Genomic DNA, 23,090 nt, shown 5'->3' with positions numbered 1-23,090 from the left:
ACATGCATCTAGCTCTCGTCATAACTGCGGCCTTAACGGCTGCTTTGTTTCTTATTCCCTATATGCTGCAGCGGCGGAGCATTATGCAAGTACGAAAACAACTGGCAGAAGTAGACCATCCTCCCACGCAGCACCTGAACGTTAAGCTGCCTTTGCCGGGGCGTGAAATGGAGCAGCTGGTGGTTGCCATTAACCGGCAGCTCGATCAGCGCAGGAAAGAACAAGTGACCCATCAATCGAGAGAGCTTGCAATTAAGCGGGAAATCGCCAACATTTCTCACGATTTGCGGACACCTCTTACTTCAATGCAAGGCTACGCCAATCTGCTGAAGGACCCGGCAATCCCCATAGCGGAGCGTCAGGAGTACCTGGACATTATTCTGCATAAAATGACGGTGATGAACAACATTGTGGAGTCGTTCTATGAATTGTCCAGTCTGGAGTCCGGGGACTATCCTATGGATATGCAGCCCCTCTATCTGTACAGCATGTTGAGCGAAGTTATTCTCGCGTTCCACACGGACCTAGTACAGAAGAACATTGAAGTTCAGCTGAACTTGGATGAAGCGGTGCGGAGTATCTGGCTGGATGAGAAAGCCATGATCCGAATTTTCTCCAATGTGCTGCAGAACGTGCTTAGGTATGCCAAAAACCGGCTTACAATTTCTTTATTTACAGAGGATCACAAAGTAATGATTATTTTCGCGAATGACACCGATCATATCCACGAATGGGATCTTCCCAAGCTGTTCGAGCGAACCTATACCAGTGATCACTCCAGAGCAAGCGGCCAACTGGGCCTCGGCTTATCCATCGTGAAACAACTGGTAGAGAAGCAGGGGGGGAGCCTTGGCGCCGCACTTGCGGATGGGGAGTTTCAATTGGTTCTTACGTTTGGAGAATGACAGAAAGGGAGCCGCACCCAGTGCGGCTCCCTTTCTGTCATAAACTAAACTATAATTCTGTTAGATAAGCGTGACCAACAGTTCAGTGATTTTGCCGTTACTAACCTTACAACGTAATGTCAGGTTAGAGTGTTTTGCTTGATTTTAAATAGGGAACGCCAATCGTCATATTCTTCCATTTCATTGTATAATAAACTTATATATAGACTACTTTGGCAGCTCAGGGGAGGACAAAATGAACAAACGGATTGCAATCCTATGGGTCACTATCATTCTCATGTTTGTTATAGCTGGTTGTAATTCCAACAAAAGTTCAGTCAGCCGGGAATGGAGCACATCCAATCCAACTGCGGAAGATGTTCTGTCTGACAATTCCAATGCGAACATCTTTATGTTCTCGGATATCATTTATAACTCTGGGATTCCATGGGTGGATGAATTAGAACTTCATAAAGATCAGTATGTAACGGAAATTATTGAACAGTCTGGAGATGGCAAGGAATTTAAGAATGGCACGGCCAATCAATTATCCATTGGGACAAAGATCTACAGCGTCAAGGAACGGAGCGATATATACATCGCGGAAACTGAAGACGGAGATTTGAGATTTTATGGATTAGTGGAAGGGTGAAGAGAGAAAGGAACGGCCAATACTAAAGAGTGGTCAGGAGGAAGCAACAATGCGAAGGAAGACAGTAGCCATATGGAGTGGCGTCATTTTTTTAATCGTTATCGGTATAGGTGTGGGTTATAAAATATATGACAACGATACCGCAACCTATGATATGTGGAGCAGCAGGTGGGGAATAACGATCCCCAAACCAGCAGAGCTAGTAGTTGTTTTTGAAAGTGAACCGAGTTTTCATGGGGATGGAGAAGGATACTATGTTCTGAATTATAACGAAGAACAACTGGCAAAGGTTCAAGACCAGGCACTCTGGCAGCCAATAACTGAAGAATCAAGGCATTCCCTGGAAGGAGAAGTATCGCGGTTCACACAATCTATTATACTGGTGTCCCAGAAAGAGATTGCTAAATACGGTAAGCTTTATAAGAACTACCCGACGGAGTATGACGCAGGTGATTATTATTATTACAAAAAGAAAGAGGACGGCAGTTACTGCATCGTCATCCTTAACGTGGATAAGCAACGGTTGTACTTGATGGAATGGATACAATAAGGCGCTAATTCCTGGATAGCGGCCTGAATTAGTTTGGCACTTTCACTTCAATGAGCGGGCAGAAACCGGGATTCGCCTGGCATAATTGTTCGGTAAACTCCGGCTGAAGCTTGGAGAGCGCTGTGAAATAACTTCCGATAATATGATTAAGACCAACAGCACCATTCTGGAAAGACTGCGGGTTGAGGGTCTGGACATGACTGTAATAGTACCTTTTCTCCCGCTTAGGCAGCTTGTAGATAGAGGGTGGAGTGTAGGTCACAACGTCAAAAGGATTGGCAATGCGGTAGCTGTTCGGAACATACCTTGTACTTACTTTTGCAAAGGCCGGATCGCCTACACGGGGGGACCCATAAGTGAATAGATAAGGTGAGCGGTAATCCGTATTGGCACTCAGATCGACTGCACACATGGTTGCAAGTGCTGCACCGAGGCTGTGGCCTGTAATGTATAAGGTCTTGCCGGATTCGATCTTGGACAGTGCTGAGAGAATTCCTTCACGGGCCGAAGAATAGATGTCTGTGAAGCCGCGATGGGTAAGGCAATCTTCCTTAATATATTTGAATTTTCTCTGTGAGGCGATGATGTCCGAGATCCAATTGGTTGTCGAGCTGGTCCCCCGAAAAGCAATAATTATCTCCTGTGGAGATTCCATAATAAACCCGAAGTTTTCCCATACATGGCCCAAGGATTTCGCCTTAATTACATGATTGACCGAATAATTCGCCGGCACGGCGAACGAACCATCCGTATTCGAAAATTGCGCATAGGTCTGTCCGCAGACAGCAGCCAGAAAAATCGCCCATTGCTCATAACCCTTATTGCTGCCCATCTGCATCCCGCCCTTCTTTCTTATTTAGGCTACCCGACAAACCTGGATAGTTCCCGGTTGAATTTTTCGCATTCGTCATAGAACAATCCGTGGCCGCTATTCTCGAATGGCACAAGCACAGAATTCTTTATCCCTTGATGCTGCACCACAGCCAAAGGGTAGTAACAAACTTGATCATGGATACCATGAAGAATCAAAGTAGGGACCTGTATTTTTGGGAGATCCTGAAATAATACTTCGGCGAGCCAGGCGTTGGAGACGGCTATAGTGGACCAGCTTGCTGCCTGCAGTCCTAGTTGGAAGAACCAGTCCGAGAACGGCTCCGATACTTTTTGATAGAAGAATTGTTCTCCGAAGTCACGCAGCATCTTGGGCCGATCCTGATAGGTCGCTTGAATGATCTGATCTATAGCTTCTTTTGTGGTGCCATAAGGAAAACCGGGCCGCTGAATCAGGCTGGGAGCAGCCGAGGCGAAAAGCGCAAGTTTGGACACCCCATACCCGTTGTGGCGGGCCATATAACGTATAGTTACAGCTCCTCCGGTGGAGTGTCCCGCGAGTGTAATGTCCCGAAGCCCTAAAGCCCCGATAACACACCGGATATCGTCCGCTAACCGATTGTAGTCGTATCCGCTCAAAGGTTTATCCGAATTGCCGAATCCCCGCATATCCATTCCGATACAACGATATCCCATGGGCACCAGACGATTGTACTGATATTCGAACATCTTGTGGTTCGCAGGCCAGCCATGGATGAACAATATCGTTTTCCTGCCTAGCGGGTTGATATCATTTACATATACATTCACCTGCGGTTCTACTCTAATCCAATGTTCCATTAGGCTTCCCTCATTCATCCGTTAATTTGTCTTTTCAAACCATATTATTCAGCTGATTGGGTTAAGTGCCTACAAAAAAAACCACCGTTTAATAACGGTGGGGTTGAATGGGCTATGTAGGGCTGTCCTTGCCGCGAGGGCTGTGCCTACTATTCTACTTCGGCAACCTCTCTATCAGGTAATTGTGTCACATAACTGTCTGACAGCTGAAGGAGCGCCAGGGCACGATTGAACTCATCTTCTGTGGATTGAAGCGGTTTAGCGCCATCTCCGGATAAAGTATAATGTTGGCCATCTTCAAAGCCGCTGCCGGACAAGAAAAGCTCTTCGTTATTCACGAAAGATCCGGTAGGTAAATAATAGCGTTGAGGCAGCAGGTTATAGGCGGATTCATTTAACAGATCCTGTCCAAAATGAATATGGTTATCTAGCGTTACCCCTAATAAATTGGATACCGTAGGTAAAATGTCAACCTGTCCGCCTAATTGATCCTTTACAGTTGGAGTCGTAATCCCCTTAGAAGCTATGATTAACGGAATATTGATCAAATCGCGTTCCGTATATTCATGATTCAGAATTTCCTCAAGTAAGACTTTATCCTCATCCTTAAGTGAGAAAATAGGAAGCCCCCGATGATCACCATATAATGCGATTAAGCTGTTATCCCATACGCCGTTCTGCTTTAGTTCGTCGATAAACTGTCCAAGCGCGTAATCCGCGTAATTCTGAGCACGAATATAATCGCCAACGAGCGTTCCTTCAAATCGCTCCGGTAATGTCATTTTGTATTTGCTTTCCGGAATCGAGAACGGATTATGAGAGGACATGGAGATTACATGTGAATAGAAAGGTTGGGCACTTTGGTCCATTCGGGCCAGCTCTTGCGATGTCTTCTTGTAAAGAACTTCATCGGACGCCCCGTAGAAGACGGTGTCATCTTCACCGAAGTAAGATTTGTCATAAAAGCGGTCGAATCCTAATGCCTCATAAAGCTCCCCGCGGTTCCAAAAGTCAACTTCATTCGTATGGAAGGTTGCCGTATCATAACCCTGCGCCTGCAGCAGCTTAGGTAAGCTTGGAAGCTCTTTGGGAGCATAGATATCAGTAGCTGGACCATTCGGTGGCACATAAAAGGAAGTGTTCACGATAAATTCAGCATCGGAAGTGTTGCCTTGTCCAACCTGCTGGTAGAAACGGGGGAAATAGAAATTCCCGGCGGCAAGCTTGTTCAGATTCGGAGTGATTTCCTCCCCGTCAATCGACAAGTTAATCAGGAAGTTCTGAAAAGACTCCATTTGAATAATAATCAGGTTCTTTCCTTTGGCGGCTCCGAACAAGAGCGGATTAGATTGAGCCTCAATGCCTTTAGTTTGATCAATGACGGATTGATTAATTTTGGAAAGCTCAATAAGCTCTTCTTCACGCTCTGCAAGCAGGGCGTAGGCTTCATAGTTGAGAATTCCCATTTGCTCAGCCTGGATGGTTTCATTCATACTGGCCTGGTTCGGAAAAATATTCATTACACAGATCGCAAAAGAAACACAGAACAAGGCAGCCACCACTTTGCGGTTACTTCGGCGTGACATGGCTTTTTTCCAGGCGACTGCTTTCTTTCGGCTAAACATAACCAAACTAATGATAATGATATCCAGAAAAATAAGCATATATTGAGGGTGCATGACCGAAAAAATACTTTTCTTCACAGCTCCGACCTGTTTCGCCTGACCGATGACCTGAGAAGTAGCAATAATACCAAAATGATTATGATATACAATCAAAGAGAAGAACAAAACAGTAATGAGCAAATTCACAAACATGTAGATGGCTATTTTACGTTTTGTAGCGAACCATTCGATCAAGCAGAAGATCAATAGCACAAAAGGAATTTCTTTGAACCATGTAGTCCAGGTTGGCCCGTCTTCGAACAAGTAATACCAAGCAAAATAGCTTTTGGCAAGCATGATCAGTGAGAAAAATAATATGGATCTTTTACTGAGTGTACGTGGTTTCTTCAACCGCATCGGTTATGCGCATCCTTTTCCTTTTAATTAGTCCATTCTATTACATGGAAGCGCTCAAAATCAACTAGATTGGGAGAAGGATTTAAGAGAAAGACAACCTTATTATGTAAAATTCATGTCAATTACTGGATTTGACTACTCGCAGTATAATTCTCTTAACAAGCTAAAGAGCTCTATATGAGGGCTGAAGTGTTAAAAGTTGAAGCCATGCTATTTGCCGCTCCTCCTTGAATTCGATCAGTGGACGGAATACCATTATTTTGTGGACGGTTGCGCCGGACACCAACGGGATAGAGCGCTTGAATCCGTAATTGACTCCCGTAGACAGAATGGTCATGTTCATTTGTCGAACGGCTTTCAATGAAATATGTAGCCCCACTTGCCAGTACTGTCAAAAAAACCCCCGTTTTTATTAAAAATCATATTTCCCTCCCGATGGGTAGCGCACACTTATACGCCTGCGATACATTTCGTTTCCTAATCATAAGTCAACAGAAACTTTACTACCTCAGTCTTCAGCGTTTCGTGAAATTGCACGCGATCAAAGCCAGGTGGGTCCTGTGAGGGGGGAAAGGCGGGTGAAATCATCGCAGCTGGGAAAGGACTCAGGAAGGAAAAGTGTCCGGCATTCTCCACAGTCCGATAGCGAATCATCCGTGGTTCAGCAACACCATTCAAGATGATCTGTGCGTGAAATGGAGGTGTGTACGGGTCTCGCTCCGCGTCCAGCATGAGAATGGGGAGACGAACGTCGCTTAATGCCCCCTCATTCTGGAACCAAACGGACGCCGGGGCCAGCAAAATCAGGGACTGGATTCGCGAATCGCGAAGGACATCGATTTGCTGCGGCTTCCCATTTGGGCTCTCATTAGGGAAGGAGGTCGGGACGCCGCCAGCTGCTGCCAGCGCGGTGTAGCCGCCCATGGAATGCCCGATGACCGAGAGGCTTCCCGGCTGGATAAGCCCCTTAAACCTCTCATCTTCAAAAAACCAGTCGGCTGCCATGCGAAGGTGCTGGGGTCGATAGGTGAGGTTTTGGACCGTACCTTCCAAACTATTATCGTTGCGGTTATTGTGCGGATGTTCGGGCAGGCCAACGATAAAGCCGCTGCGTGCCAAATGCCGAGCAAGCGACCAGTACACAAGCGGCGAACCACCTGTACCGTGTGAAATGAGGACCAACCTAAACTTTCCCTCCCTCGGCGTAGCGTCTCTGGCCACTTCCAACGAGTACGGCCCTAGACGATCAGCCTGTTCCGGTGAGTCTGTCGGATACATCACGATCATAGGAAAGGTCACCCTCAATGAGTTTTCTGTAATTTGTACCTCGCAGCATCCTGCGTATCCTTCATTAATGTCTGCTTTTTTGTTCATCTTGATTTCTTCCTCTCCTTAAGCGAAACGCTCCTAAGATGGCGAGCTAACGGGAATATATATGTCCAATACCGAATCCTCGTTCGTCGGTCCTAGATATCGTTGGTCGTAACGCGCGAACTCCGGGGCATTCGTACGAACGCTGCCTGACTGGGGTAACCACGTTTCGTAAATGTATTGGAACGTATCGTTGAGTCTCGCTAATGTCCCCTTATGAGTAAAAACCGCATAAGTTGCCGCTGGTAGCAGCTTAGCGACCATTCCCAAGAGAACCGTACTCTCCTCGCTGGTCGCCTCGACACAAGCGGTATAAGTGACTTCCCATTGCTCGCCCGTAAGTTCAATGACCGCATAAAATATGTCTTCCGTATCCGGCTTTCGCTTAATTTCAAACACACGCTGCCTAAAGCTCCGCCATAGCATTCCGACCTCGTCCGAATTGACACCCGGTATCGACATGCCGACCAAATGCAGATTGTCCAGGCAGACAAAAGCTGGCACGAGGGAAAAGCCCTTATGCAAATGTTGCAGCCCCACTTCATCCAAAGGAAGCTTCTCCATGGCCCGGAACAACGTGTCCTTCATGTCCCTTTGCTTGCGAAATTGTCCTGGCGAGATGGAGAACAATTTCCGAAAGGCTCGGGCGAAGGATTCCTGGGACTCGAATCGGTACTGGATGGCAATATCTATGATCCTTTGGTTGGTATGAAATAAATCGTATGCCGCGTGCGTCAATCTCCGCTTGCGTATGTACTCTGAGACGGAGCATCGAGTAACTGATAGGAAGATCCTGTGAAAATGGTAAGGCGAATAGCCGGCAGCTTCCGAAACCTTGGCGCTTAAACTCTCATCGGTCAGATGATTTTCAATATAGGAAATGGCCTTGATTACCGAATCCTTATAGTTCACATTAATGCCTCCATAGAGATATTATCACTGTACGACAGATGAAACGCTCGGTTTTGATATTTTTTGCGGAATATTTTTCGTAAATCTGAGCATAAGCCTTTTTCATTTCTTCTCGTAATTCTTTGTTCTCGTTCTCCAGTGCTTTGATTTTGCGTTTTAACGTTTCGATGAGTATATCCTTATTCGCATCATTCATCTCACGCTTGATTTGCTTTGGAGTAGGTGCTTGTGATTGTTGACGGCGTAAGGATTCGATCCTCTCGCGGATATCTGAATGGTTATATAAACTCGCTTTCGATACACCCGATTCTTCTGATACGCTATTGAAATTGATACTCTTGTTGGCTCGTAAGAGGCGTTTAATCGCCTGATCTACCTTCTCTAAGGTACTCGCCTTCCCGTTGGGCATGGATTCTCTTCAGATAAGCTGTACGGTCGTAATTAGCCATTTCCAGCACTTACCTTTCTTTTTATACGGTCTTGTCTACCGAAAATGATATTGCCTTCTTGAAGGTTAGTTAGAATCCCCTGATAACGTAGTAGATTTTTCTCGTTCTTCTCAGCCATATCTTCACGACCATGTTGTTTTGCTGCCACAATAGCCTTTGATGTGGTTTTAATATGCAGTTCATATTTCAGTACATCCAATTCAGAGAAGCCTATGGCTAAATCTTTACATGGGCTTCCTCCATTACACGTTAAGCAAGGTGGTGCTTCCATGTGAGGGCATTCACCTTTTAAACGAGCGTGGCATGTCCCATAAGGGTTATCCATTGCATTCAACTTATGGTCTTGCCATAACGCATTTAAGATCTCTGCAGGAATGTCTTCTCCCACTTTAATTTCTTGCACATCACCGACTTTCGATCTTCGTGAAATCAAGATAGTGAGCAGAATTACTCTTGTTATAGTGGATCCCATATTTATCATGCAGTATCCTTACATCCCAGCGATCTTTTTCCCATTCTTCACGGGTGTCTGTTAATTGTAAGAACTTTGAAAGAAACAATCACAAATAGCCCGCCAAATGTGTTTTTCGTGTAACTTCGGCACGAAATGCATGTTTTTGAATCTCTTGTGTCTTATATTTCTGTTCATGCAACCAAAATAGCCATTCACGCTCTACTTTATCAATACCTAAGTCAAGCAGGGAAAACAGAGTAGGGTACTATTCATTTAGGAATTTTGAAAATACGCTCCAGCATTGTCCCACAAAAATAGTGACGAGAGCTTTCTCAGCATAAAATAGCTCGTGATACCAAAAATATTTTACTTCCAAATTAACCGTAGAGCTTTTGATTTTAAAATGGATATTTTGAGTTGAGTGATTATAATTCTCCGCCAGCTTTTTAAGCTGTTTGATATCTCCGATAAAATCAACATTCCATTTATCATTGACCAGGAAATAAGGATTATTTACATGCTTCACGTTTATAGATCCATCAGTATGAATGGTCTTCTCAGGATAAGCAGAAAGCTCTTGCTCTAATCTCTCATGAAAGCTCAATTCCTCACGGTATGTACGTAGAATAGTTTTTTTCATATTCAATCACCTTGAATCCTTTATATTGATCTGAAATGCTGTCTGTGCTTTCTCCCAATCCTTACGAATGTCATCTTCTGAAAGATGTACGTATAGATTCATCGTGGTCTGAATCTGCGAATGTCCTAAACGTTCCTGCACTTGCTTTATGTCTTTGGTTTCTTGGTAATACATCGTAGCGTGTGTGTGTCTAAAAAGGTGGGGGTGAAGTTTGCGAATTCCCGTTTTCTCCCTTAAACGCTTAAAAAGAGCTTCTACAGCGGTAAGTGTCAGGGGCTTACCTTTATTTTCACCTCGAAGAATTACAAAAACGAAATTGGAGCGAAAGTCCAACTCATCAAGGACTTCATATAAGTAGTCATCAAACAAGTCCATTAACGCTTGGGACACATATATTCCGCGCTCACCTGTTTTGAGCATGGCTCCGTTTTGTAATTCCCCTCGATCTTTTAGAAAAATCCGATGGCCTCTATAATCAAACTTAAAATCTTCCAAATAGAGTGAGAGGACTTCACCAATTCGCAAACCTGTTTCAAATAACACTTGGATGAGAAACTGATCTCTGATGTTTGTTGTTGCGTTTAGCACTTGCTGCACTTGTTCTTTTGAAAGTGTCTCAACATTTTTGCGTGGCTCTTTAATTTTTAATATATTTCTTATAGACGGCTTGTCCTTATGGACGTGATGCAGAAAGCTTTTATATCGTGATCTTCCTCCAGTAAATACCCGCATAAACTTCTCGGACATATCATCGGGAAGCTCTTCATTTCGATACAAGTAATCATAAAAGTTTGTAACAGCTGTTACTGTTAGATTAATGGTCTTTTCTGTCCTCTTTGTTTGAATCGGTTTAAGTGGAGTTATCTTGTTGCTTTCAAAAGGGCTACGCAACCAACCAACAAATTCCACCAAGTCTTCTAATCGAATATTATTTTGATCTTTATTCGTCTCTTTTTAGTACGCAAAATACTGCTTTAACGCATAACAATACGTTTTCTGCGTATTTCTACTTTTTCCCGTATTGTCTAAGTATTTTAGGTATTTCAAAACAGGGATCACAGGTAAACCATTTCCATCTATCAACATGTAACGTTTGTTGTTATCCATTAGAATAACTTCTTGTACTCGCATCGACTTTCACCTTCCAACATTAATTGATTACGCTCGGTTTTTAACCACTCTACGCCTCCCGCTATGGGCTACGCCCTCCACAAATAGAATCATATGTTGCATACTTCGATGTCTAAATAATGAATCTATCATATATAAATATAGTGGATATATGCTCATAAATTGAACAAAGTATCCACTATTTATAATAGTCTAATTAATGAAAAATAAATTGTTAGACTCGGAAAATAAAGTTGTAGACTGAGAAAATAAAGTATTAGACTGGCGGGCGCTTCATTAAGCTAAACATTCCTGTAAGGCTTAAGATTTGGTCTTTGTCAAAAAAGGAGCGCCTCGGTATGATGGGTTTGTCGACGGGTTTATAACCCAACACCATCAAGGAGGCGCTCTTATTATGAAGTTTAAACAATCAGACGGTCAAAATCAACGCATTGAACGAATTTCCACATCTCACCTTGTTGTGGGTATAGATATCGCGAAGGAAACTCATGTTGCACAAGCGTAATTAGATCGGTGGATCGAGGGAATAGGGCAGAAACACGGCTTAAAGGATCTCATAATCGGGATGGAGCCGACCGGACACTACGGGTATAACCTGACCAATTGGCTTACCGACAAAGGCATAGGCGTTGAAATGGTGAATCCGGCAACCACCAAACGAAACAAGGAGAACCGCGATAATTCCCCCTCCAAAAGTGATCCGAAGGATGCGCTTGTCATTGCTGATGTGATCAGTCGAGGCTACTACTATGAATACTCGCGACAGGCTATCGTCTTTCAGAAGTTACGAACAATTATGAGTGACCGGGAATATTGGGTGACGAATAGTGTACGGCTACAGAACCGGATTATTCGCTGGTTAGACATTCGGTTCCCCGAGTATTTCTCGGTGTTTAAAAACTGGGCATGCAAACGTTCCATAGCTACGCTTAAAGAATTCCCTTCTCCGCAGGATTTAGAGTCTCTTTCCGTATCAGGTGATCACGAGATGGAGAGAGCATATGAAACGAGCTGGTGGCTCGACTGGCATGCAGAAGGCTGCGCAGCTCATCGCTCAAGCTAAGAACAGTATAGGCGAAATGACTGCTCTAAATGAAGCGAAACAGGATTTAATGGCTATTACAAGAGTTCGAACGGATGGTAGAGATACTAGAGAGAATTGAACCGAAAGTACTTCAGGGAAACGAAAGGGACAGATTGTGCTTTCTAAAAGGGGCGATGCTACGCTGCGAAAATACCTGTATCTGGCCACGCTCCAACTCGTTGGAAATCATCCGATGTTCCGACAGCTGCATGAGAATAATGTTCAAGTCAAGCAAATGAAAAAGCAACAATCAGTATTTAAACTACTTGGAAAACTGGCACGAATCATCATTGGCATCGTTCAAAGGGGAGAAGCCTTTTCTCCTGGAAAAGCTGCCCCTACTTGCATTCAAGCTGCCTAAGACTGATTAAGCGATCACGTATATTGACTCATTCGTAGGATTTCAAAAAGAAAGCACAGAGGACCGAGTTCCTGCCCGATAAGGGCTCAGACCCGTCAGCTAAACGTTATCGGTCTCCACGCCTTGGTCAGGTGAAACGAAGGAAGGTAAGGGCATAGACCCGTAGAGTCATGGGATGGTGAACCCCCAAGGAAATTGTGGAGTATGCGTGCAGAAGAATAACACTTGGAGAGCTGTTCCACACGCTTCTTCTGTTCCCGCATACCCAAGATCGAGACAACGGTGTCTAATGAGCTTACTTTCTGAACGTTAACTGTATTCCGAGGCGACGAAATCCTACGAATGAGTGAGTATATGTGAGATAAACCCTTAAAACCGAGGGATGGGCAGGATAGTTGTAAGGATTGCTTGAATACCGCGTGAAAGAAAAAATAAAACAGAATTGACATTGGAGTTCACTCCAATGTTATTGTGAATGTATGGAAAAACAATATTCTATAAAAGAGGTTTCACGGAAACTTGGTATTCCGAAGGATACGCTTCGGTACTATGACCGTATTGGAATCGTATCGCCGTCCCGGGAACACAATTCTTACCGTAGGTATTCGAAGGATGACCTCGTCGATTTGATGAATATTCAAATCATGCAGTATGCGGACTTTTCTCTAGAAGAAATCAAGGGGAAGTTTCAGTTCCACAGAATGCAGAGTGTAGATTCTGCTTATTACCAGGAGGTCGCTGAATTCCTTGATGCCAAAAAAGCAGAAACACGCAAGAAAATTGCACATCTTGAAAAGGTCAGTCAGTTGTTCGACGTAGCAGTTGAAACGCTAAGGGGCTTTAATCATGAAAGTGACCAGCGGCTAGCAGAGTTCGTTCGGGAGATTTACCGGGATCTTCACAAGAAGGATCCTGGAATAACTAAGGAGGATTGTGATGGACATCAAAATTAAGAATTATTATTATCTGATTGCTGGCGTTCTTGCGATACTGTTTGCCGTTACGCACGCTTGGAACGGGCAATCCGCTGTACTGCCGACGCTCTTTGTGAATGATATAGCCATGGATACACGGATAATATTTAGGTATGTCTGGCACATTATCACCGCAGAGAATCTGGTCTTTGGTATTGTATTTATTATCCTGTCATTTCAAAGCGAGCGATCGAAGATCCGGCCTGCTGCATGGACGATCGCGTCACTTCTGCTCGTTCGTCTGATGGTTATTCTCGGCGTAACGGCATTTTATGATGTTTCTGCACTTACGGATACGTTAATCGATTCTATTGCCATCCTAATCTATGTCGCTTTCATCATATTGGGCATAAGAATGAAGAAAAAAGAGTTCGGAGGTCAATCGCCACAAACCAGTAGGAAGGTTTGAAGAACTAAACTGCGTTTCACTGCCAGTGATTTGCAATACGCTGACGGGAAACGTTAGTTGAACGACAACAGCGGCAGTCAAAGACTTTATTTTTCAAGTCTTGTTCTGTCGCTTCTTTTTTTAATGGATTAGTCTAAACCTTATTTTTCAAAAGCTGACGATTCTTCAATTCAAAAACCGCGTTAAATCAACGACTCCAGTCTAATACTTTATTTTCACCGAACAGTTACTATAGTTCATCCGAATCACGCCGTCCAATTGGAGAACGGGCTGGGTTTTGTACTTTTTTACCGAACCTCCAGAGGGATGGTCCTTACGGAAAAAGGTTCACAGCTACTGCCGGAAGCGCAGAAAATACTCGCATCGATTGACGATTTCCACTATAAAGCAAGTGATTTGCTGACAAATTCAACGGAACCCATTCGGATTGGATTGAATACAGACGGGCAGGTTCTTCAAATTAAACCAATGTGGCACACGGCGGAAATTGAGTATGAAGGAGCTTTGAAAAGGAGGTAGTCCTATGACTTGTGTGGCGGAATTCGGTATCATAGATGATTTTGAGAAAGATAAGGATTATGCTGTCTGCTATGAACCCATGAAATATCATTGTGTGGCAATTGATGATGATATCCTGAATGATTGGTGGAGCGACCTGACTTTAATTAGAACCTACTTCCACTCCTATAGCAGACCGGATTTTGCGCTTGCGAGGTGGGGAGTCACGTTAATTCCGCCTGAATCATTAGAAGCTTTCTATAGCATTGTGGCAAAAGATAGAAGATCAGCCTCATCAATGGAACTGACAGATTTAATAACATTATTAAGGAGGGCGATTGCTGAACAGAAATATGTTATACATTATGGTGTATGAAGATAATTTACTGTGAACATCCGATTCTAATTAGACTCTTCAACGGAAGGGTCTTTTTCGTAAGCTTAAAAGTAATAGAAGAAATCACCTGATCGTGTATTCATCGGCATGTTTAGTTATCCCGTTAATATGCCGGAATGGCGTGGATTTCTTTGGTTAGGAACATGACCATTGTTCGATTACAAATTGTGGAATCTATGCTACAATCACTCTGCAAAAGAATATTGCAACTATACATACATATGGAGGGAATTGTAAGATGAATATTATTGGCCTGGGGGGACTCCCTTGGGATACATTAGAGCAGGAGGTTGGACAAGGCGGGAAATTTGTCGTGTATACATATTGTATATCCATCATCTTCATGACCTTCCGGAAGAGTTCGTCAATCTATTACATAGAACCAAGAATGGGTTCAGTGGGCACAGGGCTCAAATTCACGTTAATTAGTGTATTGTTCGGATGGTGGGGCATACCGTGGGGGCCGATTTATACCATTGGTTCGCTGTTTACGAATTTAAGTGGAGGCCGTGATGTGACGGTAGAAGTAATGGATTCGATGATAGCAGATCGAAGAGAGCAGTCGGAGTTGCTTAATTTTATTGAACGAGTACAAGACAAATTGGAGAATCAAGTATGATCCTTCCGGAAGGTATTACGGGATTTGGCAAGAGTTTAGCCACAACAAAAATTACGGAGAAAGAATTTAAAGTCTTCTGTCACCAATTTTCAGAAGAATTAGGGTTGGATATAGTTAATGTTATAGAGATTTTTTACACTTCAAATTACTACATTGGAGAACTGGCTAAGGCATCTGGTAAGGTGTATATAATCATGAACAAACAATATCCTTTCGTAGCATTTGCAAGCGAATATAGAAATGGAAATATTGAATTTATTGATAATACATATTATATTAATACCTTTTCTCGATGCAGAGAGCAATTTGAAAGTAATGATCGCTGCGATATTTATCGCATATTAGGGCTTGAGGATCTTGAAATGAGAGTTAATGAAGAGATGATTCAAAACCTGAACCAAGATGAACTGAAGCAGATTAAATATTGGAAACCACAAGTACTTTAAAGAGATAGTTTTTAATAATTGGGATTAATGAATCAACCTGACAGAGACTCTTCCCGGAAAGGGTCTTTTTTACGCAAATTGCTGAAGAATGCGGGTAGGAATAAAATATGTCTCGATAAGCTGGATGAACATTACTACTTACGTTGGCTGGCAAACGTAACAGAGGCGGAGGGAGAGGGAGGCTGGAAAAACGTTAGTGTTCGACATTAAAGATTGATCGGAGGCCTCCTCTCTCCGCAGTGGCTACGTCACTCTTTTCTCATGAACTGGGGGCTAAGTAGTAACTTGAATTCACTCAATACAGCAGTTTTGGAATTCTTCCAAAACCTTGGATTTGTCTCCATGAATCTTTTCCAGGTGATCCTCACCCCAATAGCATAAATGGTCTAGCGCGGGTTTTAATCCCCAGCCGTAGTGCGTTAACTCATACTCCACTTTAGGGGGGATCTCCTTATAAACCTTTCGTGTAACGATCTTATCGTTTTCCAGGCCTCTGAGCTGAGTGGTCAGCATTTTTTGAGTAATGCCGGGTATTAACCGACGAAGCTCAGACGTTCGTTTCCGTCCTGTCATCAAATGGTAGATAATTAAAGGCTTCCATTTTCCTCCCATTACTTCTAAAGCCGCTTCCACTCCAACTTGATACTTCTTTTGAACGCTATTTTTCATCTGTTCAGTCATCTCTTAATCCTCCGTTAAAAAGGCTAGGTTTGCTGAGAACAACCAATCACTTCAACCCGTTACTCAGGTCAGTTTCTGGGGAATCCACCTAAGGTACTTCCATGTTCCTATGGCACCTGTATCTTCCTATAGAACTTAAAAGTGCGTACTTCCAGATTATTTTCCTACTGTTTATAATAGCATCAGCCATTGATCATGGCTAGAAGTCAGCTGCTCAAGAAAGGTAGTGAAGATACAAGCATGAAAGTATTAATCGTTGTTTCACACCCGAGAAAAGATTCCTTGACCTTTCAGGTGGCTGGTCGTTTCGTACAAGGTCTTGCCGAGGCTGGCCACGACTACGAGATATTGGATTTGCACGGGATTGGTTTTGACCCTGTTTTAAAAGGAGCAGATGAACCCGATTGGTTAGTTGCGGAACAGTCCTTTTCCCCTGAAGTAGAAATGGAAATAAGACGGATGAAGGAGCATGATGCTTTGGCATTTATTTTTCCTCTTTGGTGGTGGCATTTGCCGGCTATGCTAAAGGGGTATATTGACCGTGTATGGAACAATGGGTTTGCGTACGGTTCGAACCACCTTCATCATCAGCATGTCTTGTGGCTAGGTTTGGCTGGCGTTTCGAAAGAACAGATGAAAAAGCGTAACTATGATGAAACGATTACTCATCTGCTGAATGTAGGAATTGCAGATTATTGCGGTGTTTCCAATTCCAAGGTTGAATTCTTATATGAGACCATGGCTTCAAATCCCGGTCATTTCGAAATGCTGCTTAACCATGCTTACCGCTTAGGTTTGAATTATGCCAAGGATCATTAAGCTGGAGGGCGGTTTAACCTCAGAGGGGAAAGAGGTAGTTAAGCCGAATAATATATCAAGCGAAAAAGTGCACAAAGAATTAACACCGCTGAGGCAGTTGAGATCGGAGAAACTGCATTAATTCACTAGGAGGTAGAGTATGGGACATCGGGCCAATCTAATGATTATTCGGGAAGGTAATTACTCTTTGTACTACAGCCATTGGTGCGCAATTACTCTTCCAAGTGATTTGTTCTGGGGACCGGAAGCGGCTGTGGCTTTTATTGAACAGCAGGAGCCTGCAGAGGGTTGGCTGGACAATGCATGGGCGGAAGGCTGTGCATGTGTGGATTTGGATCACCGGCATTTATTGTGGTACGGCGGAGAGGACGAGCATTATGAGATTCCGCTGCGCCGGCATCTATTGAAGATGATGCAGCCCTTATGGCCGGGATGGACCATTGAATGGGCTTCTTCCGGGATATTGGACATGGCAGCTTATGTGGGTTATCCGGTGGAAGAACTCATCAGTGAAGTGAGTAGGACCATTACACCATTATCGCTGGTGCCTGAATCCAGGGACGGCTGGGTCCGAACGGTGGCAAGCGTGGTTTATCTGGATGGGGAACTGCGACTATACCCAGTACAATCGGAGCTGGAGGATTATCTATTGCAGGGGCCTTCGCTGGTAGAATTGCTTAATAAATCGGAAGGCAGCACAGAATTGGACTTAAACGAATGGCCGAAAGAGACACCGGATCAAGGCTTTCACCTGGATTTGCTGGCACGAACGATAGATATCTGGTATGCCCCGGATGCGGGGAATCTGTTGCAGCAGATTCGCACAGCTTGGCCGGGATGGACCGTGACCGATCAAAGAGATCAGTATGAGTCGCAGATCCGGCTGACAGAAGGGAAGCTGTGCTTTAAGATGGAGAATTCGCAAGAGTTGACGGAGCGGTTAACCTCTCATTTGCTGGGAAGTCACTCCAGTCCTGTAGATACCATTAAAGAGATTGCCCGTTTAAAGGCAGAAGCTGGAGAAGAGATAGAGGTGAACCCGCATGCTCTGGTGGATGAGCCTCATGACATTCCACTAGATACACGTGAGCAGCTGCTGCGGTATGCCGTTGCGAACATGGCTGGGTAATGTTGTGGATTTGAACCCAGACCTATCGCCCAGACCGTATTCCACAGGGGTACTAAGTATGAGGGGGCTTGCTTCGTGCAAGTGCCTTTTTTTGGTACTTGAAAATCAAATCGCGATATGCTAATCTGTAAATGTAAAACATGTAACCGGTTACACACAAGGGAGTGAGAGCAGTCCATGATTACAATTAAGGATGTCGCCAAAATTGCCGGCGTTTCGGTGGCCACGGTTTCACGGGTAATCAATGAATCAGGTTATGTCAACATCGATACCCGCAAAAAGGTAGAGGCGGCGATCCGGCAAAGCAATTATTCCCCCAATGAAGTGGCCCGGTCTTTATACAAACGCAAATCCAAGTTAATCGGTTTACTGCTGCCGGATATTACCAACCCTTTTTTTCCACAGCTGGCACGGGGCATCGAAGATTACATGCAAGAGAATGGGTACCGGATTATTTTTGGCAATAGTGACGAGAATGAAGAGAAGGAACTGGATTATATCCGCACTTTTGTACAGAATAATGTCGTAGGTGTGATATCTTCAACGAATTTTCCCGACAGCGGGGCTTATCTGGAAATGAATATTCCGGTTGTCTTCCTGGACCGTACTTCCAATGACAGTCCTTCCGTTTACGCGGATGGCCGGAAGGGCGGACGTCTCGCCGCTCAGGAAATGGTCGCAAGAGGCAGCAGCCGGATTACCATTATCCAAGGACCGGCCCATGTCAAGCCGGCGCAGGACCGGTTTCAGGGCGCGGCCGAAGCGCTTGAAGAAATGGGGATCAGCTACAATGTGATCCGGACATCATCCTTTTCCTATACCGAAGCAGAGCAATGGGCGACCGAGCTGTTTGAGCGGTTTTTGGATACGGACGGCGTGATCGCCAGTAATGATATTGTGGCCACGGCGGTTCTTCATGAAGCCCACCGGCTGGGCAAAACCGTGCCGGAGGATGTTCAGATTATCGGCTTTGACGATATTCCGCTCAGCAGTCTGATGTCGCCATCTTTATCAACTATCCGCCAGCCTGCGCGTGACATGGGCAGCGAGGCCGCCCGATTATTGATTCAGCTCATTGAGCAGGATCAGGTGGAAGAGAAGAACATTCAGTTGCCGGTCAGCTTCATCGAGCGGGAAACTACCCGAAGCAGAATAGAAACCAGTAAGAAAGGGTGAAAGATATGGCTAAGATTTGTGTAATTGGAAGCTGTTCCATGGATTTGGTGGTAACCGCTTCCAAACGGCCTCAAGTTGGTGAAACGGTTCTAGGAGACCGCTTCACCACCGTTCCGGGAGGCAAGGGTGCGAACCAAGCGGTTGCCGCCGCACGGCTGGGTGCTGAGGTAACGATGATCGGCTGTATCGGGGACGATTTTTACGGCAAAGCGATCATGGACAATTTTAAAAGAAATGGCGTTATTACCACCAATGTGGAACCGGTTACACATACAGAGAGCGGAACAGCCCACATCGTTTTAGCTGAGGGGGACAACAGCATTATCGTGGTCAAAGGCGCCAATGATTTCGTCACGCCTGCTCTGGTCGAACGGGCACTGGACGCCATCCGCAGCGCCGATATGGTCCTGGTGCAGCAGGAAATTCCGGAGGAAACGGTATCGTATGTTAGCAGCCTCTGCCAGAGAATCAATGTGCCCTTGCTGCTCAATCCAGCGCCTGCCCGTCCGCTTAGTGAAGCGGTGATCGAAAAGGCTGCCTATCTGACGCCGAATGAACATGAATGCTCCATTTTGTTCAGCGGGGTGGATAAAGCAGAAGCTTTACGGAAGTTTCCGGGCAAGCTGTTCATAACGGAGGGCAGCAGCGGTGTGCGGTATTACGATGGTGAGCGCGAGGTGCTGGTGCCCACTTATCAAGTGGAGGCTATAGATACAACTGGAGCAGGAGATACGTTCAACGCTGCATTTGCCGTGGCTCTGGCCGAAGGCAGCTCCATCCCGGACAGCGTGAAGTTCGCGAATCGTGCAGCGTCTTTATCCGTAACAAAATTCGGCGCTCAAGGCGGCATGCCCATGAGAGCTGAAGTCGAGGAGAGTCTTTAATTATGAAGAAACATGGAATATTGAACAGTCATATTTCCAAAATACTGGCCGACCTGGGCCATACCGACATGATTGTCATTGCAGATATCGGACTGCCGGTTCCGGCGGGCGTTCTCAAGATTGACCTGGCGCTTAAACTGGGCGTCCCCGGCTTTCAAGAGGTCGTCGATGTCATTGCGGAGGATATGGTGATCGAAAAGGTGATTGTGGCCGAGGAACTGGCCGTGAATAATCAAGCAACCTCGCAATACGTGAATGATAAATTCAGGGGAACGCCGATAGAGGCGCTTACCCATGAGCAATTCAAGCAGTTGACCCAGAAGGCCAAGGTGATTGTTCGCACGGGCGAAGCGAAGCCTTACGCGAACTGCATCCTGCAAGCCGGCGTCTATTTTTAATATGGAGGAGGTTCGAGGGATATGCGCATTGCAATGAAAGACATTTATAAGTCCTTTGGCACCAACCCGGTTCTTGCGGGGGTAGATTTCGAGCTGCTGGATGGGGAGATTCATGCCCTAATGGGAGAGAATGGCGCCGGCAAATCCACACTGATGAACATTCTGATTGGTCTTCATCAGCGGGATCAGGGAACGATTCACATTGATGGGCGGGAAACCTATTTTGCCAACCCCAGAGAAGCAGAGCGAAGCGGGATCGCCTTTATCCACCAGGAGCTGAATGTATGGCCGGATATGACGGTTCTGGAAAACCTGTTTATCGGGAAGGAAAAAATCTCTTCACTTGGACTATTGAATATGAAAGAAATGAAAGCGTTAGCAAATGAACAATTCCGCAAGCTCTCCGTGACGATTCCACTGAACCAGGAGGCTGGGGAATGTTCCGTCGGGGAGAAACAGATGATCGAGATTGCCAAGGCGCTCATGACCCATGCCAAGGTTATCGTGATGGACGAACCCACGGCTGCACTGACCGAACGGGAAATTCAGAAATTATTCGAAGTCATTGCCTCTCTCAAAAAAGAAGGTGTCTCCATCGTCTATATTTCGCATCGGATGGAGGAGATCTTTACGATATGCGACCGGATCACCGTCATGCGGGATGGGAAAACCATAGATACCCAAGCCATTCCAGACACGGATTTTGACGATGTAGTTCGGAAAATGGTCGGACGTCAATTAACGGACCGTTTCCCTCAGCGTGTCTTCCAGCCGGGAGAAGTGGTGCTTGAAGTGAAGAATGCTTGCAAAACGGGGAAATTTAAAGACGTTAACTTCTCGGTGCGGGCCGGTGAAATTATTGGATTCTCCGGATTGATGGGATCAGGCCGGACGGAAATCATGAGAGCGTTGTTCGGACTGGACACTCTAGACAGCGGTGAGGTGAAGATTCGGGGAAAGCAAGTGGCAATCCGCAATCCCCATGATGCGATGCAAGCGGGTATCGGCTTCGTTACGGAGGACCGGAAGGATGAGGGCTTGATTCTTGATTTTTCCATTCGGGACAATATGGCAGTAACGAATTTATCCAGCTTCGCCCCTAAGGGTGTAATCATAGACAAGAAGGAAAAAGATTTCGCGGACCTGCTCATTCAGCGTCTTCAGATCAAGACAGAGTCCTCATCTACACTGGCGCGTCAGCTCTCAGGAGGCAATCAGCAGAAAGTGGTCATCGCCAAATGGATTGGTATCGGCCTCAGCGTGCTGATTCTGGATGAACCCACACGCGGCGTCGACGTGGGAGCGAAGCGCGAAATCTATCAGCTCATGAACGAGTTAACCGAACGCGGCGTTGCGATCCTTATGGTCTCCTCTGAACTGCCAGAGATTCTGGGGATGAGTGACCGCATAATAGTGGTCCATGAAGGGAAGATTGGCGGAGAACTCTCCCGGCAGGAAGCTACGCAGGAAAGTATTATGACATTAGCCACAGGGGGGCAATGAGATGACAACAATTACGGATGGCAAAGAAAAGAAGAGTTTGCGGGTGGGGCAGATTACACAGAAGTTGGGTCCGCTGTTGGGGTTATTTATTCTTGTTCTCATCGTGTCCATGCTGAATCCGAGCTTTCTGGAGCCGCTTAATATTCTGAATTTGCTCCGGCAGGTTGCGATCAACGCGCTGATCGCCTTTGGCATGACCTTTGTCATTCTGACAGGCGGAATTGACTTATCGGTGGGTTCCGTTCTCGCGCTCTCCAGTGCCTTCATGGCCAACTTGCTGTTGGCGGGCTGGAATCCCATACTGGCGATTATCGGCGGCTGTGTATTGGGTGGAGTGATCGGGATGGTCAACGGCCTAATGATTACCAAGGGTAAAATGGCACCGTTCATCGCTACCTTGGCGACTATGACGATCTTCCGGGGATTAACGCTAGTCTATACGGACGGCAACCCGATTACGGGCCTTGGAGACAGCATGACGTTCCAATTGTTTGGCCGCGGGTACTTCTTAGGGATTCCCGTTCCCGCTGTGACGATGATTATCGTGTTCGCTCTGCTGTGGGTTGTACTGCACAAAACGCCGTTCGGCCGCAAGACCTATGCTATCGGCGGCAATGAGAAAGCTTCAATAATTTCCGGGATTAAGGTAGACCGCATCAAAATTATGATTTATTCACTGGTAGGTATGCTGTCGGCATTGGCCGGGGCCATTCTGACTTCCCGGTTGAATTCGGCCCAGCCAACGGCGGGAACCTCCTATGAGCTGGATGCTATCGCGGCCGTTGTACTGGGAGGCACCAGCTTGACCGGGGGCCGCGGACGTATTGTGGGTACCTTAATCGGTGCACTCATTATCGGAATTCTGAACAACGGGCTGAATCTGCTGGGCGTTTCTTCTTTCTACCAAATGGTGGTCAAAGGGATTGTCATTGCGATAGCCGTACTGATTGACCGCAAGAAAGCCGCATAAAAGGGGG

Annotated in this window: 23 protein-coding genes and 5 pseudogenes; 17 read left to right on the top strand and 11 right to left on the bottom strand. The window is 45.5% G+C overall.

Annotated features, from left to right (window positions below; genetic code table 11):
- Positions 1 to 2 precede the first annotated feature (2 nt).
- From NST99_RS21400 to NST99_RS21390, 3 genes are all read left to right on the top strand, one after another.
- The gene (locus NST99_RS21400) at positions 3 to 905 is read left to right on the top strand and encodes a sensor histidine kinase (RefSeq protein WP_341094226.1); all 903 of its coding nucleotides are present in this window, start codon (positions 3 to 5) and stop codon (positions 903 to 905) included.
- Positions 906 to 1,140: 235 nt separating this feature from the next.
- Positions 1,141 to 1,536, top strand: a complete 396-nt coding sequence (locus NST99_RS21395) for a hypothetical protein (protein ID WP_341094225.1) — start codon at positions 1,141 to 1,143, stop codon at positions 1,534 to 1,536.
- 49 nt (positions 1,537 to 1,585) lie between these two features.
- Positions 1,586 to 2,086 carry a hypothetical protein gene (locus tag NST99_RS21390; RefSeq protein WP_341094224.1) on the top strand — a complete coding sequence of 167 codons (501 nt, stop codon included), beginning with the start codon at positions 1,586 to 1,588 and terminating at the stop codon, positions 2,084 to 2,086.
- 28 nt (positions 2,087 to 2,114) lie between these two features.
- Here NST99_RS21390 and NST99_RS21385 read toward each other — a convergent pair whose 3' ends face one another.
- From NST99_RS21385 to NST99_RS21345, 10 genes and pseudogenes are all read right to left on the bottom strand, one after another.
- Complete coding sequence (locus NST99_RS21385; RefSeq protein WP_341094223.1) at positions 2,115 to 2,918, bottom strand: lipase family protein; 804 nt, start codon at positions 2,916 to 2,918, stop codon at positions 2,115 to 2,117.
- Between the two features lie 29 nt (positions 2,919 to 2,947).
- A complete protein-coding gene (locus NST99_RS21380) occupies positions 2,948 to 3,757 on the bottom strand; it encodes an alpha/beta fold hydrolase (RefSeq protein ID WP_341094222.1) in 810 nt (269 codons plus the stop codon).
- Between the two features lie 149 nt (positions 3,758 to 3,906).
- Complete coding sequence (locus tag NST99_RS21375) at positions 3,907 to 5,778, bottom strand: LTA synthase family protein (protein ID WP_341094221.1); 1,872 nt, start codon at positions 5,776 to 5,778, stop codon at positions 3,907 to 3,909.
- A gap of 477 nt (positions 5,779 to 6,255) precedes the next feature.
- The gene (locus tag NST99_RS21370) at positions 6,256 to 7,152 is read right to left on the bottom strand and encodes an alpha/beta hydrolase family protein (RefSeq protein ID WP_341094220.1); all 897 of its coding nucleotides are present in this window, start codon (positions 7,150 to 7,152) and stop codon (positions 6,256 to 6,258) included.
- 33 nt (positions 7,153 to 7,185) lie between these two features.
- Positions 7,186 to 7,737 carry a GyrI-like domain-containing protein gene (locus NST99_RS21365; RefSeq protein ID WP_341097716.1) on the bottom strand — a complete coding sequence of 184 codons (552 nt, stop codon included), beginning with the start codon at positions 7,735 to 7,737 and terminating at the stop codon, positions 7,186 to 7,188.
- Positions 7,738 to 7,755: 18 nt separating this feature from the next.
- Positions 7,756 to 8,061 (bottom strand): annotated as a pseudogene (locus NST99_RS21360) (helix-turn-helix domain-containing protein); the annotation flags it as partial.
- Positions 8,062 to 8,134: 73 nt separating this feature from the next.
- Positions 8,135 to 8,510 (bottom strand): annotated as a pseudogene (locus NST99_RS21355) (DUF6262 family protein); the annotation flags it as partial.
- Positions 8,503 to 8,919, bottom strand: a pseudogene (locus tag NST99_RS33765) (tyrosine-type recombinase/integrase); the annotation flags it as partial. The pseudogenes NST99_RS21355 and NST99_RS33765, both read right to left, overlap by 8 nt.
- Positions 8,920 to 9,229: 310 nt before the next feature.
- Positions 9,230 to 9,604 carry a hypothetical protein gene (locus tag NST99_RS33760; protein WP_445744980.1) on the bottom strand — a complete coding sequence of 125 codons (375 nt, stop codon included), beginning with the start codon at positions 9,602 to 9,604 and terminating at the stop codon, positions 9,230 to 9,232.
- 6 nt (positions 9,605 to 9,610) lie between these two features.
- Positions 9,611 to 10,735 (bottom strand): annotated as a pseudogene (locus tag NST99_RS21345) (tyrosine-type recombinase/integrase).
- Between the two features lie 394 nt (positions 10,736 to 11,129).
- Between NST99_RS21345 and NST99_RS33755 the strand changes: the two are divergent.
- The 7 genes and pseudogenes from NST99_RS33755 (at position 11,130) to NST99_RS21305 (ending at position 15,523) form a co-directional block, all read left to right on the top strand.
- Positions 11,130 to 12,180 (top strand): annotated as a pseudogene (locus tag NST99_RS33755) (IS110 family transposase).
- Between the two features lie 479 nt (positions 12,181 to 12,659).
- Positions 12,660 to 13,133: a MerR family transcriptional regulator gene (locus tag NST99_RS21330; RefSeq protein ID WP_341094217.1), complete on the top strand. Its 474-nt coding sequence runs from the start codon at positions 12,660 to 12,662 to the stop codon at positions 13,131 to 13,133.
- The gene (locus NST99_RS21325; protein ID WP_341094216.1) at positions 13,117 to 13,563 is read left to right on the top strand and encodes a hypothetical protein; all 447 of its coding nucleotides are present in this window, start codon (positions 13,117 to 13,119) and stop codon (positions 13,561 to 13,563) included. Before NST99_RS21330 ends, NST99_RS21325 begins: the two co-directional genes overlap by 17 nt.
- 258 nt (positions 13,564 to 13,821) lie before the next feature.
- A complete protein-coding gene (locus tag NST99_RS21320; protein WP_341094215.1) occupies positions 13,822 to 14,082 on the top strand; it encodes a hypothetical protein in 261 nt (86 codons plus the stop codon).
- Between the two features lie 4 nt (positions 14,083 to 14,086).
- A complete protein-coding gene (locus NST99_RS21315; protein WP_341094214.1) occupies positions 14,087 to 14,437 on the top strand; it encodes a short-chain dehydrogenase in 351 nt (116 codons plus the stop codon).
- 259 nt (positions 14,438 to 14,696) lie between these two features.
- Positions 14,697 to 15,077, top strand: coding sequence for a hypothetical protein (locus NST99_RS21310; protein WP_341094213.1), 381 nt, complete (start codon positions 14,697 to 14,699; stop codon positions 15,075 to 15,077).
- Positions 15,074 to 15,523, top strand: coding sequence for a hypothetical protein (locus NST99_RS21305; protein ID WP_341094212.1), 450 nt, complete (start codon positions 15,074 to 15,076; stop codon positions 15,521 to 15,523). The genes NST99_RS21310 and NST99_RS21305 overlap by 4 nt, the downstream gene beginning before the upstream one ends.
- Before the next feature lie 291 nt (positions 15,524 to 15,814).
- Here NST99_RS21305 and NST99_RS21300 read toward each other — a convergent pair whose 3' ends face one another.
- Entirely contained in the window at positions 15,815 to 16,204 is a 390-nt protein-coding gene (locus NST99_RS21300) for a winged helix-turn-helix transcriptional regulator (RefSeq protein WP_341094211.1), read from the bottom strand.
- A 240-nt stretch (positions 16,205 to 16,444) separates the two neighbouring features.
- On the opposite strand from NST99_RS21300, the gene NST99_RS21295 reads away from it, so the two are divergent.
- The 7 genes from NST99_RS21295 to rbsC all read left to right on the top strand — a co-directional run bounded on the left by NST99_RS21295 (position 16,445) and on the right by rbsC (position 23,083).
- Positions 16,445 to 17,023: an NAD(P)H oxidoreductase gene (locus NST99_RS21295; RefSeq protein ID WP_341097715.1), complete on the top strand. Its 579-nt coding sequence runs from the start codon at positions 16,445 to 16,447 to the stop codon at positions 17,021 to 17,023.
- Positions 17,024 to 17,162: 139 nt separating this feature from the next.
- Positions 17,163 to 18,152, top strand: a complete 990-nt coding sequence (locus tag NST99_RS21290; protein WP_341094209.1) for a hypothetical protein — start codon at positions 17,163 to 17,165, stop codon at positions 18,150 to 18,152.
- A 177-nt stretch (positions 18,153 to 18,329) separates the two neighbouring features.
- Entirely contained in the window at positions 18,330 to 19,328 is a 999-nt protein-coding gene (locus tag NST99_RS21285) for a LacI family DNA-binding transcriptional regulator (RefSeq protein ID WP_341094208.1), read from the top strand.
- A 5-nt stretch (positions 19,329 to 19,333) separates the two neighbouring features.
- The gene (rbsK, locus tag NST99_RS21280; RefSeq protein WP_341094207.1) at positions 19,334 to 20,212 is read left to right on the top strand and encodes a ribokinase; all 879 of its coding nucleotides are present in this window, start codon (positions 19,334 to 19,336) and stop codon (positions 20,210 to 20,212) included.
- Positions 20,213 to 20,214: 2 nt separating this feature from the next.
- Complete coding sequence (gene rbsD, locus NST99_RS21275; RefSeq protein WP_341094206.1) at positions 20,215 to 20,610, top strand: D-ribose pyranase; 396 nt, start codon at positions 20,215 to 20,217, stop codon at positions 20,608 to 20,610.
- A gap of 21 nt (positions 20,611 to 20,631) precedes the next feature.
- Positions 20,632 to 22,113 (top strand): sugar ABC transporter ATP-binding protein, encoded by a 1,482-nt coding sequence (locus NST99_RS21270; protein WP_341094205.1) that lies wholly within the window; start codon positions 20,632 to 20,634, stop codon positions 22,111 to 22,113.
- A 1-nt stretch (position 22,114) separates the two neighbouring features.
- Positions 22,115 to 23,083 (top strand): ribose ABC transporter permease RbsC, encoded by a 969-nt coding sequence (rbsC, locus tag NST99_RS21265; RefSeq protein ID WP_038593920.1) that lies wholly within the window; start codon positions 22,115 to 22,117, stop codon positions 23,081 to 23,083.
- The last annotated feature ends 7 nt before the right edge of the window (positions 23,084 to 23,090 follow it).

Source organism: Paenibacillus sp. FSL L8-0470, assembly GCF_038008625.1.
Taxonomy (GTDB): domain Bacteria; phylum Bacillota; class Bacilli; order Paenibacillales; family Paenibacillaceae; genus Paenibacillus_AQ.
Note: the sequence above shows the minus strand (reverse complement) of the source record. Positions and strands in the feature narration are given on the sequence as shown.

Coding starts and splice junctions, on each gene's coding strand:
- NST99_RS21400 (WP_341094226.1), top strand. CDS start 3: ATGCATCTAGCTCTCGTCATAACTGCGGCCTTAACGGCTGCTTTGTTT.
- NST99_RS21395 (WP_341094225.1), top strand. CDS start 1,141: ATGAACAAACGGATTGCAATCCTATGGGTCACTATCATTCTCATGTTT.
- NST99_RS21390 (WP_341094224.1), top strand. CDS start 1,586: ATGCGAAGGAAGACAGTAGCCATATGGAGTGGCGTCATTTTTTTAATC.
- NST99_RS21385 (WP_341094223.1), bottom strand. CDS start 2,918: ATGGGCAGCAATAAGGGTTATGAGCAATGGGCGATTTTTCTGGCTGCT.
- NST99_RS21380 (WP_341094222.1), bottom strand. CDS start 3,757: ATGGAACATTGGATTAGAGTAGAACCGCAGGTGAATGTATATGTAAAT.
- NST99_RS21375 (WP_341094221.1), bottom strand. CDS start 5,778: ATGCGGTTGAAGAAACCACGTACACTCAGTAAAAGATCCATATTATTT.
- NST99_RS21370 (WP_341094220.1), bottom strand. CDS start 7,152: ATGAACAAAAAAGCAGACATTAATGAAGGATACGCAGGATGCTGCGAG.
- NST99_RS21365 (WP_341097716.1), bottom strand. CDS start 7,737: ATGAAGGACACGTTGTTCCGGGCCATGGAGAAGCTTCCTTTGGATGAA.
- NST99_RS33760 (WP_445744980.1), bottom strand. CDS start 9,604: ATGAAAAAAACTATTCTACGTACATACCGTGAGGAATTGAGCTTTCAT.
- NST99_RS21330 (WP_341094217.1), top strand. CDS start 12,660: ATGGAAAAACAATATTCTATAAAAGAGGTTTCACGGAAACTTGGTATT.
- NST99_RS21325 (WP_341094216.1), top strand. CDS start 13,117: ATGGACATCAAAATTAAGAATTATTATTATCTGATTGCTGGCGTTCTT.
- NST99_RS21315 (WP_341094214.1), top strand. CDS start 14,087: ATGACTTGTGTGGCGGAATTCGGTATCATAGATGATTTTGAGAAAGAT.
- NST99_RS21310 (WP_341094213.1), top strand. CDS start 14,697: ATGAATATTATTGGCCTGGGGGGACTCCCTTGGGATACATTAGAGCAG.
- NST99_RS21305 (WP_341094212.1), top strand. CDS start 15,074: ATGATCCTTCCGGAAGGTATTACGGGATTTGGCAAGAGTTTAGCCACA.
- NST99_RS21300 (WP_341094211.1), bottom strand. CDS start 16,204: ATGACTGAACAGATGAAAAATAGCGTTCAAAAGAAGTATCAAGTTGGA.
- NST99_RS21295 (WP_341097715.1), top strand. CDS start 16,445: ATGAAAGTATTAATCGTTGTTTCACACCCGAGAAAAGATTCCTTGACC.
- NST99_RS21290 (WP_341094209.1), top strand. CDS start 17,163: ATGGGACATCGGGCCAATCTAATGATTATTCGGGAAGGTAATTACTCT.
- NST99_RS21285 (WP_341094208.1), top strand. CDS start 18,330: ATGATTACAATTAAGGATGTCGCCAAAATTGCCGGCGTTTCGGTGGCC.
- rbsK (WP_341094207.1), top strand. CDS start 19,334: ATGGCTAAGATTTGTGTAATTGGAAGCTGTTCCATGGATTTGGTGGTA.
- rbsD (WP_341094206.1), top strand. CDS start 20,215: ATGAAGAAACATGGAATATTGAACAGTCATATTTCCAAAATACTGGCC.
- NST99_RS21270 (WP_341094205.1), top strand. CDS start 20,632: ATGCGCATTGCAATGAAAGACATTTATAAGTCCTTTGGCACCAACCCG.
- rbsC (WP_038593920.1), top strand. CDS start 22,115: ATGACAACAATTACGGATGGCAAAGAAAAGAAGAGTTTGCGGGTGGGG.